Annotated in this window: 11 protein-coding genes and 6 pseudogenes; 11 read left to right on the top strand and 6 right to left on the bottom strand. The window is 58.0% G+C overall.

The window, feature by feature from the left end; genetic code table 11:
* The first annotated feature begins 23 nt into the window (after positions 1-23).
* The 3 genes and pseudogenes from shn_RS37375 to istB all read left to right on the top strand — a co-directional run bounded on the left by shn_RS37375 (position 24) and on the right by istB (position 2,785).
* The gene (locus shn_RS37375) at positions 24-677 is read left to right on the top strand and encodes a MarR family winged helix-turn-helix transcriptional regulator (RefSeq protein WP_084438774.1); all 654 of its coding nucleotides are present in this window, start codon (positions 24-26) and stop codon (positions 675-677) included.
* A pseudogene (gene istA / locus shn_RS34710) lies at positions 559-2,118 on the top strand (IS21 family transposase). The gene shn_RS37375 and the pseudogene istA overlap by 119 nt, the downstream one beginning before the upstream one ends.
* The gene (gene istB, locus shn_RS34715; RefSeq protein ID WP_003501246.1) at positions 2,051-2,785 is read left to right on the top strand and encodes an IS21-like element helper ATPase IstB; all 735 of its coding nucleotides are present in this window, start codon (positions 2,051-2,053) and stop codon (positions 2,783-2,785) included. The pseudogene istA and the gene istB overlap by 68 nt, the downstream one beginning before the upstream one ends.
* A gap of 213 nt (positions 2,786-2,998) precedes the next feature.
* Here istB and shn_RS34720 read toward each other — a convergent pair whose 3' ends face one another.
* Entirely contained in the window at positions 2,999-5,974 is a 2,976-nt protein-coding gene (locus tag shn_RS34720; protein WP_064334459.1) for a Tn3 family transposase, read from the bottom strand.
* Between the two features lie 154 nt (positions 5,975-6,128).
* Between shn_RS34720 and shn_RS34725 the strand changes: the two genes are divergently transcribed.
* Both shn_RS34725 and shn_RS34730 read left to right on the top strand, forming a co-directional pair.
* Positions 6,129-6,722, top strand: a complete 594-nt coding sequence (locus tag shn_RS34725) for a recombinase family protein (protein ID WP_064334458.1) — start codon at positions 6,129-6,131, stop codon at positions 6,720-6,722.
* Positions 6,723-6,756: 34 nt separating this feature from the next.
* Positions 6,757-7,071: pseudogene (locus shn_RS34730) on the top strand (transposase domain-containing protein); the annotation flags it as partial.
* 401 nt (positions 7,072-7,472) lie between these two features.
* Here the strand turns inward: shn_RS34730 and shn_RS35660 are convergent.
* Positions 7,473-8,330, bottom strand: coding sequence for an AraC family transcriptional regulator (locus shn_RS35660; protein ID WP_084438775.1), 858 nt, complete (start codon positions 8,328-8,330; stop codon positions 7,473-7,475).
* Positions 8,331-8,602: 272 nt separating this feature from the next.
* Here shn_RS35660 and shn_RS34740 point away from each other — a divergent pair, with 272 nt between their 5' ends.
* The 6 genes and pseudogenes from shn_RS34740 to shn_RS37765 all read left to right on the top strand — a co-directional run bounded on the left by shn_RS34740 (position 8,603) and on the right by shn_RS37765 (position 14,488).
* Entirely contained in the window at positions 8,603-11,962 is a 3,360-nt protein-coding gene (locus shn_RS34740) for a response regulator (RefSeq protein ID WP_371328655.1), read from the top strand.
* Positions 11,959-12,792: a protein-glutamate O-methyltransferase CheR gene (locus tag shn_RS34745; RefSeq protein WP_064334967.1), complete on the top strand. Its 834-nt coding sequence runs from the start codon at positions 11,959-11,961 to the stop codon at positions 12,790-12,792. The genes shn_RS34740 and shn_RS34745 overlap by 4 nt, the downstream gene beginning before the upstream one ends.
* Positions 12,793-12,854: 62 nt before the next feature.
* Positions 12,855-13,157 (top strand): chemotaxis protein CheB, encoded by a 303-nt coding sequence (locus shn_RS37755; protein WP_371328656.1) that lies wholly within the window; start codon positions 12,855-12,857, stop codon positions 13,155-13,157.
* Positions 13,103-13,366 (top strand): annotated as a pseudogene (locus tag shn_RS37760) (chemotaxis protein CheB); the annotation flags it as partial. The gene shn_RS37755 and the pseudogene shn_RS37760, both read left to right, overlap by 55 nt.
* Positions 13,356-14,246 (top strand): annotated as a pseudogene (locus shn_RS34755) (response regulator); the annotation flags it as partial. The pseudogenes shn_RS37760 and shn_RS34755, both read left to right, overlap by 11 nt.
* 71 nt (positions 14,247-14,317) lie before the next feature.
* Positions 14,318-14,488, top strand: coding sequence for an ATP-binding protein (locus shn_RS37765; RefSeq protein ID WP_371328654.1), 171 nt, complete (start codon positions 14,318-14,320; stop codon positions 14,486-14,488).
* A gap of 402 nt (positions 14,489-14,890) precedes the next feature.
* Here the strand turns inward: shn_RS37765 and shn_RS34760 are convergent.
* The 4 genes and pseudogenes from shn_RS34760 to repB all read right to left on the bottom strand — a co-directional run bounded on the left by shn_RS34760 (position 14,891) and on the right by repB (position 18,454).
* A pseudogene (locus shn_RS34760) lies at positions 14,891-15,641 on the bottom strand (IS6 family transposase).
* Positions 15,642-16,062: 421 nt separating this feature from the next.
* Positions 16,063-16,386, bottom strand: a complete 324-nt coding sequence (repC, locus tag shn_RS37380) for a replication initiation protein RepC (protein ID WP_245337574.1) — start codon at positions 16,384-16,386, stop codon at positions 16,063-16,065.
* 196 nt (positions 16,387-16,582) lie between these two features.
* Positions 16,583-17,260: a plasmid replication protein RepC gene (gene repC, locus shn_RS37385; RefSeq protein ID WP_245337575.1), complete on the bottom strand. Its 678-nt coding sequence runs from the start codon at positions 17,258-17,260 to the stop codon at positions 16,583-16,585.
* A 197-nt stretch (positions 17,261-17,457) separates the two neighbouring features.
* Positions 17,458-18,454 (bottom strand): annotated as a pseudogene (repB, locus tag shn_RS34770) (plasmid partitioning protein RepB).
* Positions 18,455-18,464: the final 10 nt, after the last annotated feature.

Consider the following 18,464-nt stretch of genomic DNA (forward strand, 5'->3'; position numbering starts at 1 on the left):
AGCATACTAACGATTGGCGCACAATGAACCCATCAACTGTCACGGCAGAGTTTTTGGAATCGCTGACGAAGGCGAGTCAAAAAATTCGCACGGCATTCAACCAGCAAGTCTCTGCACATGGGCTGACCTATCCGCGCGCACGGACATTGTTCTACCTTGCAAAGAAGCAAAATATTACCCAGAGCGAGCTCGCCAGCGTTCTTGAGCTAGAACAGGCGACAATGGTTCGCCTCCTCGACCGGATGGCGGAAAACGGCCTTATTAAACGCCAGGCAGATGTAAAGGACCGCCGCACTAACCTTATTGTGCTGACGCCTCATGGTGAGGAGCAGGCCGCCCTCGTAGAATCCATAGCGGCGGACCTACGCAGTCAGATATTTGCCAATATAGACCCCTTTGAGCTGCGATGCAGTATTGCGCTCCTGGAAAGGATTTGTGTTTCGGCATGGAATAAGGACCCCGCAAATGGGGTGATCGGCGTCCAAACGGGACCCCCATCTGCGATGGGGTTACAACAGCCTCCGGTTTCATTGGAGGCTTTTTATTTGGATGCTTGTTGTGGAGACAATTCTGAAGATACGTCGGCTTTCCCGTGTGCAGGGCAAGACGATCAAGGCGATCTGCCGGGAGTTGGGTGTATCGCGGAAAGTGGTGCGGAAGGTTCTGCGCAGCGATGAGACGGAGTTCAAGTACGAGCGGACCCGTCAACCTCAGCCGAAGCTCGGCCCCTGGCGCGATCAGCTCGATGGAATGCTGCTCGCCAATGCGGCCAAATCCTCTCGCGAACGGCTGACACTGATCCGGCTGTTCGAGGACTTGCGCGACCTCGGCTACGAGGGCGGTTACGACACCGTCCGGCGTTACGCCCGAACCTGGGCGAAGGAACGCGGCTCGGTTACGGCGGAAGCCTACGTGCCGCTCTATTATGCGCCGGGCGAGGCTTACCAGTTTGACTGGAGCCACGAGATCGTCGTGCTGAACGGCGTGACGACGACGGTAAAGGTGGCGCATGTCCGGCTCTGCCACAGCCGGATGATGTATGTGAGAGCCTATCCGCGCGAGACGCAGGAGATGGTCTTCGATGCCCATGACCGGGCATTTGCGTTCTTCGGCGGGGCCTGCACGCGCGGCATCTACGATAACATGAAGACGGCGGTGGAGACGGTCTTCGTCGGCAGGGAACGACAATACAATCGCCGCTTCCTGCAGATGTGTAGCCATTACCTGATCGAGCCGGTGGCCTGCACGCCGGCGTCGGGGTGGGAGAAGGGCCAGGTCGAGAACCAGGTCAACCTGGTGCGGGAACGCTTCTTCACGCCACGGCTGCGCTTCAAGTCCTACGATGAACTGAATGGCTGGTTGCTGGACAAGTGCATCAGCTATGCCCGCGCCCATAAGCATGTCGATCAAACGGAGCGCACGATCTGGGAGGTGTTCGATGGGGAACGGCCGCACCTGGTCGGCTATCCCGGCAAGTTCGACGGCTTCCACGCGGTGCAGGCCTCGATCGGCAAGACCTGCCTCGTGCGTTTCGACAACAACAAATACTCGGTGCTATCCACGGCAGTCGGCCGCCCGGCCGAGATACATGCCTATGCAGATCGCATCGTCATCCGGCAGGATGGCGTGGAGATCGGCCAACACGATCGCTGCTTCGGCCGTGGCGAGACGATCTATAATCCCTGGCATTACGTGCCGGTCCTGACCCGCAAGCCGGGAGCACTGCGCAACGGTGCGCCATTCCACGACTGGGTTTTGCCCGCCGCCATGGAGAAGGTGCGCCGCCGGCTGAAGTCCATGCATGACGGCGACCGGCAGATGGTGTCGATCCTCGAATGTGTGGGCCTGGACGGGCTCCCCGCCGTCGAAGCGGCCTGCCAGGAGGCGCTCGATCAGGGCGTGTTCTCGGCTGCCGTCATCATCAACATCCTGGCCCGCAAGCGTGATCCGCAGCCGGCCGCCATCCTTTCCATTCCCGATGCGCTTCGCCTGACCCACGAGCCTCTGGCCGATTGCGCGCGTTACGACAGCCTCAGGAGGGCAAGCTGATATGGAACGATCCCAAATCCTCGACATGATGGGCACGCTGAAGCTGTTCGGCATGCGCAGCGCTTATGACGAGATCATGGCCTCCGGCATCAAGCGGCAGCACGAACCGCCGCGCATCGTGGGTGACCTGCTACAGTCGGAGATCGCCGAGAAGCAAGCACGCTCCATCAAATACCAGATCACCGTCGCCAAGCTGCCGCTGGCCAAGGACATCGACGACTTCGACTTCACCGACACGCCGGTCAACGAAGGGCTCGTGCGCCAGCTTGCGACAGGAGCCTTCCTCGCCGAGCAGCACAATATCGTTCTGGTCGGCGGAACCGGCACGGGGAAGTCCCACTTGTCCATCGCCCTTGCTCGTGCTCTGATCCGCAACGGAGCACGCGGTCGCTTCTTCAACGTCGTCGACCTCGTCAATCGGCTTGAGACGGAGGCACGTAGCGGAAAGCAGGGGCGGCTGGCCGACTTCATCACCAGGCTCGACTTCGTCATCATGGACGAACTCGGCTACCTCCCATTCGCTCAGGCCGGCGGCCAGCTCCTCTTCCATCTGATCAGCAGGCTCTACGAGCGGACCTCGATCATCGTCACGACAAACCTGGCGTTCGGCGAGTGGCCCGCCGTATTCGGCGACGCCAAAATGACCGCCGCTCTGCTCGACAGACTAACCCACCATTGCGAGATCGTGGAAACCGGGAACGAATCCTGGCGCTTCAAAAACCGCTCTCAAAGCTAAAGCCGAAAAGACAAACAACCCGCGCCCGCAGGCCCCTGCGCTAAATGGAGAGCTCCGGGCCTACGCGCGCTGACCCGATGCAACCAGAGGCAGGGGTCCCTTTTGGGAGCCGATAGGGGGTCCCGTTTCGATGCCGATTGACAGCCTTGGCCTATAGGGGTCAGGACAAGAGCAGTTCGAAATCCTGCGCTAAGCTCGAACGGAGCATGAACATCACGCGGCTCGGAGAATCTGTCCGGGAACACGCAATGGCCTGAAGCCCTCTGGCATCTGCTGCTCGGTGTCCCACGAATAGATGCCGGTGAGGTTTATGTGTTCCCAACTGAGCGGCGAGATGTGCTTGAGCAATTCGTCAGGGACATGACGACCTTGTTGCCGCAGGTGGGCAACGGCGCGGCTGAGATAGACGGTGTTCCAGTAGACAATTGCGCTGACGACGAGATTGAGGCCGGATGCCCGGAATGCCTGGCTGTCATAGGAGCGGTCGCGGATTTCGCCGCGCTCATGGAAGAAGACGGCGCGCTTGAGCTTGTGGGCAGCTTCGCCCTTGTTGAGCCCGGCCTGACACCGCTTGCGCAATGCCGGACTGGAATACCATTCGATCATGAACAGCGTGCGCTCGATGCGGCCGATCTCGCGCAGCGCCCTGGCCAGATCATTGGATTTCGATGAGGCGGATAGCGTTTTGAGGATCGCCGACGGAGCGACGGTGCGCGTTGTGATAGAGGCAGCCAGGCGCAGAAGCTCATCCCAATGTTCAAGGATTAGCGCAGTGTTGATCGGCGCGCCGATGTGGTTGGCCAGCGCCGGGTAGGCGTCGCCCTTCTCGAAGGTGTGGAACTTCCGGTCCTTGATGTTGCGCAGCCGGGGCGCGAATCGTTTGCCGATCAGGGCGAACAGCGCAAAGACATGATCGCTGGCGCCGCCGGTATCGGTGAACAGTTCTTCGATCTCGAGGATCGTGTCGTGGTCGAACAGGCCGTCGAGCACATAGACGGCCTCGCTCTCGGTCGGGCTGATCGGCAGGATGCTGAAGTAGCCGTATTGATCGGAGAGGCCGCTGTAGAATTTCGTGCCGGGCTCGCTGCCATAGTGCAGATTGATGTCGCCGCGCCTGGCGGCCCGATCACTGGCGCGAAAGAACTGCCCGTCGGACGATGCCGTTGTTCCGTCACCCCAGAGCAACGAATGGGGATGACGCGTATGGGCATCGGTCACGCAAGCCTGCGCGGCTCGGTATGTTTCGGAGCGGGCATGGAAGCTGCGCATCCAGCCGATCTGATGAGCGCTGATCCCCTTCGACGCTCCCGCCATTCGCTTCGGGCCGAGATTCGTACCATCGGCGAGCACGCCGGCCAGCATGGCGGAGATGTTCTGCGGCGCATCTGAAGTGCGGACATGCGTGAACTGATCAGCGAAAGCCGTCCAGTCATGCACCTCCCGCAGCAAATCGGGGACGTCGACCAGGGGGTACATCTCGCTGATTTCAGCATTGAGGGCGGCCGCAGCGGCCGGAACATCGCTGGCGCGCGGCGTCACGATCAGGATGCCGTTTTCCAACCTCACGCCGTCGAGCTTTCCGTAGCGGGCACGCCAGGCCAGCCGTTTGAGGTTGAAGTCCATCATCTGCCGGACCTCGGCGAGCCAGGCCGCGCCGTCGCTCTGGACGCCAAGGCCGAGCTTGTTGTCTTCCTTCAGGGCTGTGAAGGCCGGTTTCGGCATCAGATGTTCGTCAATCGGTCTGAACGAGCGGCTGCCCTCGACCCAAATGTCCCGCGAACGGAGCCGATCACGCAAGAGAGCAAATGTGGCGATCTCGTAGAGCGATCGAACCGGCCGCCCGCTCTCGAATATCCGTTCGCGATCCGCTTTTGCCAGATGGGCAACCGGAACGCGATCAGGCAATACACGCCGTCCTTCCGCATAGAGCGCTTTAATGACCTCGATCGCGGCAAGCAGCGGATCATTCCGGCGACGCGACTGGAAAGCAAATGTCTGGAGAAAGGCGCCGGCATATTTGCGAACGTTCGCATGTTGCTCCGCCGCCATCATCAAGGGCGACACGTCATTATTCTCCACCATTGCTTCCAGGCCGGGTTTGACCTGGAGCAGCCGATGCCAACCGACCCGCTGGTCCAGCATCTCCATGGGATCCGCTTCCTCTTCGTTGGCGGCCTGCAAAGCCACGATCGTGTCGAGAAACAGCCGCAACGCCTTCGATGTTTCCAGCCGCGCGTTCATATGGCGCTGCTTCTTGCGGTTGTTGGCCTGGGAGAACAGCCGGCCCATCAGCTTGATGAACATCATCACCGCATCGTCGGTGAGCTTCTGCCCGAGCTTGATCAACTGCGCTACGATCGTTGCACGCCGCCGGCTGGCGCTGAAGTCGCCGGCCAGCCAGGCTGGCGTGGCGTCGCCCTCACGGATCATCTGATCCCATCGCCCGGACGGGATTCGCGCCTGCAAACGTGGATCGATCCCCAGCGTGCGCAGGAACGCGATGCGTTCCGTCAACCCAACCAGATTGCCGGCTCCCGGTGCATCCGGGGTCGAGCGCAGCCAATGATAGCGCGTCTGACGGATCGCCGGGTCAACCTCCAACAGACGGTCTAGGGTTCGCAGCTTTTCTGGATCGAGATCCGAGATCAGGGCGTGTTCGGCACGCCGTCGAGCAACAGCACGGCCCGCCAGCCCCATGCGCTCGATCATGTTCGGCGCGGGCAGCAGAACCCGATGCTCCCGGAAAGTGGCGATGATGGCCTTTGCAATCATTGCCCCCTTGTCAGTGCCCGAAGCCGCTTCGATTGCCGCCAACAAGGCTGCGCGCCGATTCTCGGCCGTAGGGCTCCTCATGTCCAGATAGCTCAGCAAGTGAGCGGCATGGTTCATGCGCGTCTCTTCCCGGCGAGCGTACAGATCAAATGACGCCGGATCGGCCCCGATCTGCTCGGCAACATAGTTGAGCATCGCCTTGGGCGGGATCTCGCCGGCCATGAGTGCGCGCCCCGGATAACGCATAAGGCAGAGCTGCATCGCAAAGCCGAGCCGATTATGCTCACGCCTGCGGACCTCGATCTCGAGCCGGTCGGCAGGCGATAGGGAATAATGGCGGATCAGGCTTTCCTCATCGGTTGGGATGTCGAAAAGCTCTCGTCGATCCTGGGGTTTGAGAAGGGTCCGTTTCGCCATTGCCGTTCCTGCGCGTTGCGAGCCAAAGACCTTGCCTCTGTCCAGAAAGGTCCGTTTCCGTACAGGGGAGAAACGCACTGTCCACAAATTACCTTGACGGGCTTTCGAACGGGCGAAATATTACGGACAGCCTATTCGGACAAAATTGGCCCCCATGCCGCGCACCTTCGCCTATGTCCGCGTTTCCACGACGGGACAGACCACCGAGAACCAGATTCAGGAAATCGAGGCCGCAGGCTTCCAGGTCGAGCCGCGCCGTATCATCACCGAGACGGTTTCCGGCAGTACCGCCATCGTGCAGCGCCGAGGATTTTCCCGGCTCATGGACAAATTGGAGGCTGGGGACATTCTCATCGTGACCAAGCTCGACAGGCTCGGCCGCGACGCGATCGATGTCAGCACCACGGTCAGGACGCTGGCTGAAATGGGCGTGCGCGTCTATTGCCTTGCGCTTGGCGGGGCCGATCTCACCAGTTCGGCCGGCACCATGACCATGAATGTGCTCAATGCCGTCGCCCAGTTCGAACGGGACTTGCTGATAGAGCGGACGCAATCCGGTCTCAAGCGCGCCAAATCGGAAGGAAAGGCCCTCGGCCGACCCTCGACGCTCAGTGAGAAACAAAAGCAGGGTGTGCGCGATGATCTGGCGACGGGAATGAGCGTTTCGGCAATCGCCAGGAAATTCGTCACCAGCCGGCAGACGATCATGCGCCTACGAGACGAAGGTTCACGCTTCGTTCGGTCCTAGCGCAGGATTTTGAACTGCTCTTGTTCCTGCCCCCTATATGCTGACGCGGCAGGACGGCTTCCGGCTGTTCCTGGACGATGGCCACGTCGATATCGACTCCAACCTCGTGGAAAACGCGATCCGCCGACCGGCCATGAATCGCCGCAATGCGCTCTTTGCCGGGCACGATGAAGGGGGCCGCAATTGGGCTCGGTTTGCCAGCCTCATCGGCACTTGTAAAATAAACGGCGTCGAGCCCTACGCCTACCTGTGCGACCTCTTCACCCGCCTCGCGAACGGCCACCTCGCCAAAGACATCGATGCTCTGATGCCTTGGGCTTACGCCGCCCGCGGCAAGGCCTCACAATGAGCTCGCCAGGTACTATTCGGTGAGCTCATTTGACGGCCGATATCGTCGTCAGATCGCTGCAACCGAAAAATCCATGGGGCGTGGACGCCGCATACGGACCCCGGGACTAGTTTGCAATCTATTAGCGAAGATTGATGCAAGCAACCTAACGCCTTTCAACAGGTCTTGCTTCGGACTGCCCAAACTGGGATTTTTGAAGGTTGGCTGACGCCAACTGGTTTGCTAGCGTTCCAAGCCGGTCCACGCGGTTTGGTAAGGCAGAATTGCGAGATACCCATTTCAATTCTCGTATAGCCACGATTGGCCAGAGAGAGTTCGCAGAGTTCCTAGCTGATGACGCGGCGCAGGCAGACATTCTGCTCTTATTGGCCGGACAATTGAAGCGCTCATTGAGTGAGGACCTACATGCGGTCCCTGAACTCCTTCACACTCATTCCAACCCATGATTTGAAAGTCCTCTGGAAATACGCGCTATCCTGAAAGCCCAGCCTGCTGGCGATTTCGTCGATGGGCATTTCTCCTGAGGCCAGGAGCAATCTTGCGCGCTCCATACGGCGTCGGAGCACGTATTGATATGGGCTTTCACCGGTAGCCGCCTTAAATGATCTGCTGAAATGAAACCGGCTCAGCCCAGTGATTTCCGCCAGCGCTGACAGGGTCAAATCCGAGCCGAGGTTCTCCTCGATGAACTCTTCAACGAGGGCGAGAGTTGCCTTGCCAATTGGAGGAGCCGCCTCAGGATCGAGCCTCGACGTTCTATGGATCGCCAAGATGGTAATGAGTCCTAACGCTTCTTCGTACAAATTGTCAGCATGCGGTTGCGCCACTAGTCGAGCCCATTGACGCATAATTCTCTCAACCTCGTCGCTCCGGTAATAAACCTTCTCATAGACACACTCGGCAAAGCGCACGCCAATCTCTTCTCGGATCGAGACGGGATCAAAATAGATAGCAGTGAACGAATTGTTTCGCCTGCTCAGCCTGGACCAGCCGGAGACGCGCGCGCCGCGAGGGACATAGGTAAGGGTATGTCGCAGATCCCGGCGGCTGTCTTCCGCTCCATCCCCAGCACGTATCCCACCATCCTCGAGAACGATATCATGGTGAGCGCAGAAATGCAGATCACTGGTCCAATCATAGCTGAAAACAGCGGCTAATTCGGGACGGACGTATTCCACGCTGAAGCCACGATGTGTTCTCAGCAGACGCTGTGGAGGTTGCGATATACCCCGCAGGTCAAGGAATTCTTTTTGTTCCATTTTCACTACATTCTTGCGTTCTGGAGCAAATAATTGCTACGTAAAACTTGCTCAGATGTGGCCGTGTTAAGCGCTTGAACAAATTCCGTTTTTGTAACGCCGATCTACCCGCCTGCCAATGCCCGCTGAAAATGATGATCGAAGCGGCCCATATTGATTCGTCAAACCAGCGTTTAGAGTTTTAGCATGCACCGAAAGACCTCCGTACTTACAGGTAAGCGACTGCTTGGCCTCGGTCGCAATGCCCTATTCGGTTTGCTAGCGGCAATAGTATTCTTCATCGCAAGTGCCTCACTGTCTTATTTCACAGTGCAGAACATCAGGGCAACAGCGCTCGGGTCACCCAAACGCACTCACTAATTGTCGCCCTCGACCTGCTGTTGATTGACCTGCAGGACGCAGAGACTGGCCTGCGAGGTTATCTTCTGACAGGAGACGACGGATATCTAGACCCTTACAATCGTGCGATGTCTCAGGTCGAGAACCGTATTGAGTCCCTCGCGTCAATTGCCACACCGGAAATGCGAGAACGAGGCGGGCCATCCGAGTTGCGAGCCTTCACTATTTCCAAACTCGGCACCATGAGGGAGACGCTCCGTCTTCACCGGGAAGAGGGCGAGGCCGCAGCAGTGGCCTTCATGAGGACCGACCGAGGTCGTAGCGATATGAATGGTATCCGAGACACGGTCGGGCAACTGAGACTTGAGGCGGGCGAAGACCGTGCGCAGGCATTGCGGGAGCGAGACAGATCATTCGTGGTCGCATGGACGAGCGGGATCGCGACGGGGGGCGTTGGTATCATCCTCACTTTGGTCATCTCTGCATTGCTCAGCAAAACTGCCCTTGCGCAGAAGCGAGAGCAATGGCTCAGAGATGCCCAACTTGGCCTGGGGTCGGCGGTATCTGGCGAGCAGCCACTTGCTCAGCTTGGCCAGAATATCCTTGGCTTCCTGACCAACTATCTCGGCGCGGTCGCCGGAGCGATCTATGTCGAAAACGCGGGCCGGTTTCACCGCACGGCGGTCCACGGGGTACCGTTAAACGCGAACCTTCCGATGAGCTTCGAAGAGAATGACAGCCTTTTTGCCCATGTCCTGAAAGATCACCGGCCGATCGCAGTCGGGGAAATTCCTGACGGCTATATCAGCTTCGGCTCGGCTCTTGGACAGCAGAAGCCACGTTATCTCGCCTTGGCGCCTGCGATCGTTGAAGGGGACATAAGAGGCGTTTTCGAACTCGGCTTCCTTACTCCGATCAGCGACCAGACTCTGGTGCTTCTTGAACAGGTCTCAGAGCTGATCGCTGTCGCCATCCGTTCGGCGGAGTTCAGAACGCGCCTCCAGGCTCTTTTGGAAGAAACCCAACGTCAGTCGGAGGAACTGCAGGTACAGGGCGAAGAACTGCGCGTTTCGAACGAGGAGCTGGAAGAACAGGGACGCGCACTTCGCGAACAACAAACCCGCCTTGAACAGCAGCAGGCAGAACTCGAACAGACCAACTCGCAGCTCGAGGAGCAAGCGGAAGAACTGGAGCGGCAGCGGGACAATCTTGAACGGTCGAAAGACGCCATCGAGGCCAAGTCGAAGGAAGTGGAACTTGCCAGCCGCTACAAATCGGACTTTCTCGCGAACATGTCGCATGAGCTGCGAACACCGCTCAACTCTTCGCTCATCCTTGCGAAACTCCTGGCTGACAATTCCGAAGGCAATCTGACTGCCCAACAGGTCCAGTTCGCCCAGACCATCCAGTCATCGGGCAATGATCTGCTTAACCTGATCAATGACATCCTGGACCTGTCCAAGATCGAAGCAGGACATGTGGAGATCAATGCTGAAGCAGTGTCGATCGAGAGAACCGTCAACGGACTGCGCCACATGTTTGAACCGCTCGCAACCAACAAGGGCCTGCAGTTCAACGTCTCGGTCGAGGCGGGCGTGCCCGCAGTCATCCAGACCGATCCGCAGCGCCTGGAGCAGGTTCTCAAGAACCTCCTGGCGAATGCGCTGAAGTTCACCGAAAACGGCGGCGTCTCGCTGACTGTTAGCCGTCGCGATGACAGCCAGGTCGCCTTTTCGATCAAGGACACGGGCATCGGGATTGCGGACGAGCAGCAAAAGCGGATCTTTGAAGCCTTCCATCAGGCGGACAGCACCATCAGCCGTAAGTTTGGCGGCACCGGGCTTGGTTTGTCGATTTCTCGCGAACTCGTGCGCTTGCTTGGAGGCCGCTTCCAGCTTCAAAGCCAGCTTGGCGAGGGCAGCACGTTCACGGTCATCATCCCGGCCGAGTTCGACACTGCGCTGGTACAGGCTCCGAAACAGGATTTTGCCCCGCCAGTCGCGTCCGCTGCGGAACCCGTCTTGCGCGCTGAAGCAGAGACCATTGCACAAAAGCCGAAGGCCGTTGCAATCGTCGATGACGACCGTGCAGCATCCGAGGCAACGGCCCGCAAGCTGCTGATTGTCGAGGACGATCAATCTTTTGCACTTATCCTTCGCGATCTCGCCCGTGAGCTGAAGTTCCAGGCGCTCGTAGCCGGAACCGCTCAAGAAGCCCTGGAACTCGCCCATCAGTATCTGCCGAACGCCATCCTGCTCGATGTCGGTCTTCCGGACCAATCCGGCCTTTCGGTGCTTGACCGCCTGAAGCGTGACGTGCGGACGCGCCATATTCCGATCCACATCCTCTCCGCCGAGGACTATTCCGACCGGGCTCTCTCGTTGGGCGCCGTCGGCTATGCGCTGAAGCCCGTACAACGCGATCATCTGGTATCTGTGATCGAGTCCCTAGGAGCGAAGGCCGAACAAACGCTGCGGCGCGTGCTGATCGTTGAAGACAACGCCGTTCAGCGGGACGCTCTGTCGAAACTCCTGTCGTCGCATGACGTCGAAACGGTGGGGGCTGGGACTGCGGCAGAGTGCATCTCGTTGCTGGCCGAACAGACCTTCGACTGCATGGTGCTGGATCTGTCGTTGCCAGATACATCCGGCTTTGCGCTTCTGGAAACGTTGAGCGAAGCGGGCATGCATTCCTTCCCGCCTGTCATCGTCTACACCGGACGCGTTCTCTCGTCCGAAGAAGAACAGAGGCTTCGCCGTTACTCGAAATCTATCATCATCAAGGGTGCAAAATCGCCGGAGCGTCTTCTCGACGAGGTCACACTGTTCCTGCACCAGGTGGTCTCTGAGCTGCCGGACGAGCAGCAGCAAATGATCCGCAAAGCCCGCAATCGCGATGAACTGCTGGAAGGGCGCCGCATTCTGATCGTCGAGGACGACGTGCGCAACGTCTACGCCCTGACCAACATCCTCGAACCACGCGGGGTGATCGTCGATATCGCCAGAAACGGCGAGGAGGCGCTGGAAAAACTGGAGCAATCGATAAGCAACCCAGACGGGCGGATCGATCTGGTTTTGATGGATGTAATGATGCCGGTCATGGATGGCCTCACCGCAACCCGCCACATCCGCAAGAACTCAGCATGGCAGAAGTTGCCGATCATTACCTTGACCGCCAAGGCAATGCCCGACGATCAGAAACGCTGCATTGAAGCCGGCGCCAATGACTATATGGCAAAGCCGCTTGACGTCGAAAAGCTTCTGTCTCTCGTGCGCGTCTGGATACCGCAATGACGGAGACATTCGAAAAAGTCGAAGACATCGAGATCCGCCTGCTGCTGGAGGCGCTCTATCATCGCTACCACTATGACTTTCGCAGCTACGCCATGTCGTCGATCCGGCGGCGGTTGCGCCAGGCACGCGAACAGTTGGGCTTTGCGACCATCTCAGCCATGCAGGAGCGCGTCCTTCATCATCCCGAGATGCTTGACGACATGCTCCGCTTCCTTACGGTCCAGGTCAGCGAGATGTTTCGCGACCCGTCCTACTTCGCGGCGATCCGGGAGAAGGTCGTTCCGCATCTTTGCACTTACCCCTCCTTGAAGATCTGGATTGCCGGATGCAGTTCGGGCGAAGAACTCTATTCCTTTGTCATCCTTTTTCGCGAGGAAGGGCTTGAGGAGCGAACCCTCTTTTATGCGACGGATATTAATCCAGAGGCCCTCGCCCAAGCGGAAGCCGGAATCTATGACATCGAACGGGTCAGATTGTTCACTGAGAACCATCGTGACTCCGGCGGCAAGGGATCTTTGTCTGACTATTACACGACGGGCTACAACCGGTGCATCCTGGACAAAAGCCTGCGGCGCAATGTCGTGTTCTCAGATCATAGTCTTGTGACGGACCAGGTCTTTGGTGAGATGCAATTGGTCTCCTGCCGGAACGTCATGATCTATTTCGACCGGGACCTACAGGACAGGGCTGTCGGTCTTTTCCGGGATACGCTGCCACGCAACGGCTTTCTCGGGCTGGGCTCGAAGGAAACACTGCGGTTTTCAACGCATGCCGATGGCTTCCGGGAGTTCGTCCGAGATGAGAAGATCTATCAGAGGATCGGCTCGTGAAGGACAATCCGAACGGTGCGATCATCATCGGCGCCTCTGCTGGGGCGCTCGAAGCGCTGTCCGTGCTATTGCCGCCACTACCTGCGACTTATCCATATCCCATCTTCGTCGTGGTGCACTTGCCGCCAAACAAACGCAGTGTGCTCGCCGCGATTTTTGACCTGAAATGTCAGCTTCGCGCGATTGAGGCGGAAGACAAGGAGCCCGTGCAAGCCGGGTTCATCTACTTCGCGCCCCCTAATTATCATTTGTCGCTCGAGGGCGAACGCATGTCGCTTTATCCAGCGAAGAAGAGGTCCTCTTCTCGCGGCCCTCGATCGACGTGGCATTCGAGAGCGCGGCAGATGCCTGGGGCAGCCAACTGACAGCGATTATCCTGACGGGCGCCAATCATGACGGTTCCCAAGGCCTTTCGGCCGTCGTTCGTTCTGGCGGAACGGCAATCGTTCAGGATCCGACCGAGGCTTTCACTCGGGCCATGCCCGAAGCTGCTATCCGCGCATGCCCAGGCGCTCAAGTTTTGACCTTGTCCAAGATTTCAACCTATTTGCAGAACATCGAAAATGAACACTGACGTCAAATTCCTCTTGGTTGACGACCTTCCAGAGAACCTGCTTTCTCTGGAAGCTCTGCTACAACGCGACGAGCTGATGCTATTGAAGGCGCGGTCCGGCGATGAGGCCCTCGAACTTCTGCTGCAACATGATGTGGCACTGGCGCTGATCGACGTTCAGATGCCAGGTTTGAACGGCTTCGAGCTTGCCGAACTCATGCGAGGCAATGAGCGGACACGGCGGGTTCCGATCATTTTCGTGACTGCCGGCACCCATACAGCCGAGCGGCGGTTCCAGGGATATGAAGCCGGCGCCGTCGACTTTATTCAGAAGCCCATCGAGCCTGAGGTCCTTCGAAGCAAAGCCGCGATATTTGCCGAGCTCTATCGCCAACGACAAATGATTTCCGAACAGCGCGACCTTCTCGAGGCGCAGACTCGCGCGCTTCAGCTCGCCGACAAGCGAAAGAACGAGTTCATCGGCGTTCTCGTCCATGAACTGCGCAACCCACTCGCCGCTCTCAATGGCGGGCTGAAAATTCTTTCGAGAAAGCCGGATGCTGGCAAGGTGGAGCAGATCCATGGCCTCATGCACCAACAGATGGACCACATAATCAGGCTCGTTGACGACCTGCTCGATGTGTCACGGATAACGCAGGGCAAAATCAATCTTGTTAAGTCTGACTTTGACCTGAGAGATGCCATTCACTCTGCGCTGGACATGACCGGACAGGCGATCGAGGAGCGAAACCATGCGGTGACTGTCAGGGTTCCGGATCAGCCGTGCAGAGTATTCGCGGACAAGGTACGGCTGACACAGTGCGTTTCAAACCTCGTGAATAATGCCGCAAAATATACGCCAATGGGCGGTCAGATTGAGGTAGCGCTGGAATTACATCCGCGCACATATCGGGTCAGCGTAACTGACAATGGTCTGGGCCTTAGTGCGAGGGCGCGGGCGCAATCTTCACGATGTTCGAGCAAGTCGAAGAGCATCGGAATCATGCTCATGGGGGACTTGGGATCGGCCTCGCCCTCGTCAAGCAACTCATGGAGTTACACGGCGGCGATGTATCTGTGTGGAGTGATGGTCCGGGATTGGTAGCGTTTTCACCCTTGAGCTACCGATACAGGCAGCGATAGCTCCATAGTGGAGAATGGCTGCTTCCAGGATGTGTTCTGGCGCTGTCGAATGACGGAAATGACGGCGCGTAGCCGCCTGGCAGCTATCTGTGCCGGAATATATCCTTCGCGCCGGAAGGCGAATTTATTCAGCGCACTGAGAGGGGAGAAAGGCGCTCCGCCCTCTCTTCCCCACAAGCACTAAACGGTCTCCCCATGCTTCGGCCTGCGGCCTGCAGCACCGGCCGCATTTCCACGAATCCGTCTCGGCCCTCCGGGTGGGTGATCCCCCTCCGGGTTAGCGCTTGTCCCCCTCTCTCCGTAAGCATCCGGCGGAGGCCGCAGGTCAGGCCGCCTGAGCACTCAGCGGGGCCTGTCGCAAACATTTTCGGAGCGCGCGATTATCCCTGAGCGTCCTCATTTTCATGCTTTGTTAATCTTTTGCAGTCCGAAGAGGCGCGCAAGAAATCGTTCTGATCGTTGACAGTCCAACCGCCGGAAAAGCTGAAGCCTTTCCTCAACCACAGCATTGCCTCGAAACCCGCGATGGTTCGCCGCGCCGTGTTGAAGGATTGGAAGCCACCGATCTTTGGCATGTTCTTCTTTACCCGGAAATGGTCACTTTCGATGCCTTGCTGGAGGTGCTTGGTGACATAGTGGACGGGATCGGGATGGAGGAGCCCATCATCAACCGACATTTTGATCGTTGACGGAAGGTGTTGGCCCCGTCGGTCCCGATCCTGGTCGGCGACAACAAGGGTTCGTCTTTGAGCATCTTGCGGAAAAACCGCTTGGCGGCGGCGAGATCGCGCTTAGCGGTCAACAGGAAATCTACCGGATTGCCATGCTTGTCGATGGCTCGGTACAGATAGCGCCATTTGCCGCGGATCTTGACGTACGTCTCATCGATTCTGACCGAGCCGCAATGGGGGCGCCTAAACTGCCGAAGCCGTTTTTTCGATCATCGGCGCATAGGCCAATACCCAGCGGTTGATCGTGCTATGATCGACCTCAAAGCCCCGCTCGCGAAACATCTCTTCCAAGTCACGATAGCTGAGCGGGTAGCGCAAGTACCAGGCAACCGCCTGTACAATCAACCAGGCCTCGAAATGCTGCCTTTGAAGTCATCCTTTGATTGGCGCTTCAGCTTCTCGGCAATAGCATTCAGAATCATGGGCTCGCTCCGCAACTTTCGGAGCGGCAAATTCCATGCCTATGGTCAACATACGGTTAAGCCCGAAAGTTTGCGACAAGCCCATCTCAGCCCTTTGACAGGGCACCCCTCGGTATTGGGGAGACTAACGGAAACTTTGAAAGATGCCCATGGGGTTTGGGTTTGAAATCTGTCGCAGCGAACCTGATCGCGGCGAGGTCCGATTGCTTAGGCATCCGTGACCGCTTCCGGCGCAAATCGGAAGACAACACCAAGACTGACCAAAGCCTAAGACTCTTACCATCCGCAGTCGGAATTTAGCCTTCAAAACCCGTAAAACCCTGTATTGCAACAGGAAATCGCGGAAAAAAACGGCTGACAAGTCGCATGCCCCGAGAGAGCCCGTGCGCCGATTTCCTTCGCCCGTCTCGCCTCACTGACGTCAAGCAGTCCTTCGATTTCCCGGGTCATTCACTTTCATGAGAGCATAAGCATCGGCCCGAGTGAAAACTCCCCAAGTTCCGAGCGCCTGTGAGATCCCGAAGATAGCACCGGCAGATGTTATAAAGTTCGACCGTTCAAGAATGCAGGCCATAGCCACCGCGGCATTTTCCGGCCCCATCGCGCTGCACGCCTCCTCGTAGGCTGACGGACTGACGCCGAGCATGGAGCGCACCACGACGGCGGCTTTCATGAGCTCGCGCCAGTTTTCTATACGTCCGCCGGGACCATAGTCGGCAATCTGCGGGCAGGCCCGAAGTACCATCCGAGTGGGAAGGCCTTTATTGGCTCTGGCTTGGCCTTCGCTCCCCCGTTCGCCTCGCTCTTGGCCTGACGTTCATCCTCCGGGTTTCCGCCCTGCTCTTTTCCAGAGCTAGGTTCAAGTTCATAGATAGATTCGGTATTTGAATTCTGTATGTGCCGGTCATCCTGGACGGCATTGCCATGCATATTCTCAGGTTTCAGCTGCATTTCCAGAATGTTGAGGATTTCTGCCCGGAGCAGCTGCATTTCATCGAGTGCGAGTTCGAGCTGGCTCCTCTCGGATAGCGTGGAAGGCGCGCAAGAATGTCGACGTAGACCGCTTCTACCTGCCCCCAGTTGCCGGGCGCGCCCTCCTCCACCGCAGCTGAGATGAGCTTGCGCACGTCTCGCCGGCAGATCGTAAGAGCTTCTTTTGTCCGACGGAACCGTGTTCGCTCCGCAACGACATCCTGTGCGATTTGCGCGAGTTCATGGGCGCGAGCCAGAAGAGGGGTCAGATCGAAGCCGTAGGCCTGCTCCACTTCACCGTCACGACTGCGATGTGCGTACCGCTTCCCGTTGGGGCTATCGCGGCGCAAGATGAGCCCGGCCTCGACAAGTGCCGCGAGTTGCCGCCTGAGTGTGCTTTCCGTGATCCCATGAGCGCGAACCGATAGCTGCGCATTGGATGGGAAAACGACAAGCCCGCTGCTCGAATCGAGCTCCCCGTGGGGGTAAAACGTCAGGAGAGCATCGAACGGCCAAGGCCCGATCCTGAACTCCAAGGCGTTTCTCGCGCCTCGCAGACATCGCGAAACACTTTCCACTTTTTCAATCCGCGTGTTGTGATCCGGATCCTTGATCGCCATCTGTCTTTTGACCAGGGCAAGCGACATCGACCGCCGCCCAAAGGGCGTCGTCACATCTCCCGTTTGCATTTTTCTCTCACCTTTCTTCAGGCAAAGGAAATCCGCTCACCAAAATGGCGCAAGACTCTTGACTGTGATTCCGGGAAATGCGATTCTCGATCCTGCTAGAGATGACGAGAGAGGCTTCCACGGTTCGCCGTTTGGGGGCCTTTTTCTTTTGCGGTTTAGTCTCCGTTGGTTTCGTTTTGCGACCCCTTGTACTCCTCGTACAAGCGATCCATGCGAGAAGACAGCCATTCGCTGAAAGGCTTGGCTTCTACATTCGTGAGCTCGATGGCAACCTTCTTCGCTTTGGCGGTCATCGCGAAATTCAGCGAGCGATCAGACGAGATCCAGTCTTTTGCTGCGGTATCGGCTTTGGGCATTTTTGCAGCCGATTTGGCCTTGTATCGCTTCACGTAGTCATGAAGTTCATCAAACCGCTCGGCTTCAGGAAGCCTTTGAAAGTCGGCCGAAGCTGCGTGCTCAACAGCGACCTTGGAGAGGGCAGGGGCGAGTAGCAACTGCCGGAGGCTGAGCCAACGGTCGCGCCCAATTTTCTTCGATGCACCCAAGGCCTGAATGACTGGCGCTGGCACCGCCTCGACGACAGCAAGCATCTTCGACAGCATCGCCTCATCGATGGCGAGCGACGAACGAACCGTTTCCTTGTTCATTCCAGACGCGATCAGGTTCTGAGCGAAGTAGGCGCGTTCAATGAAAGACAGGTTTGAACGGGCTGCGTTTTCCTGTCCCTGTACGATCGCCGCGGTGATATCGTCGAGCTTCTTTACGATCGCCTTTACCGGAACTCCGAGTTCGCGAGCCACCCTGAGACGACGGTGACCGAAACACGACCATGTATCGCTTGGCATCCGTGGAACTGGGGCGGACAAGGATAGGTGTCGCCTGACCTGATTCCTTGATTGCCTTGAGCAGGTCCTGAAACTCTTCTCCGTCGTCTGAAAGGCGGTCGGCCACGAAGGACACGTCAATCAATCGCGGATCAAGATCCACGATCACCTCACCTTCCATGAGCTTCTTGGTGTTCTCGGCCATATCTTCAATGGAGCGAACAACCGTCTTGGCGGCTCCTGTCATGCCGTAACCGGGTTTTGTAGGCGTCTGGTTTGCCGAGATCGACGCCATATCCAGTTTGGCGAAAGGATTTTCACGGGACATAGGTGCTCTC

Source organism: Shinella sp. HZN7, assembly GCF_001652565.1.
In the GTDB taxonomy this organism is placed as follows: domain Bacteria; phylum Pseudomonadota; class Alphaproteobacteria; order Rhizobiales; family Rhizobiaceae; genus Shinella; species Shinella granuli.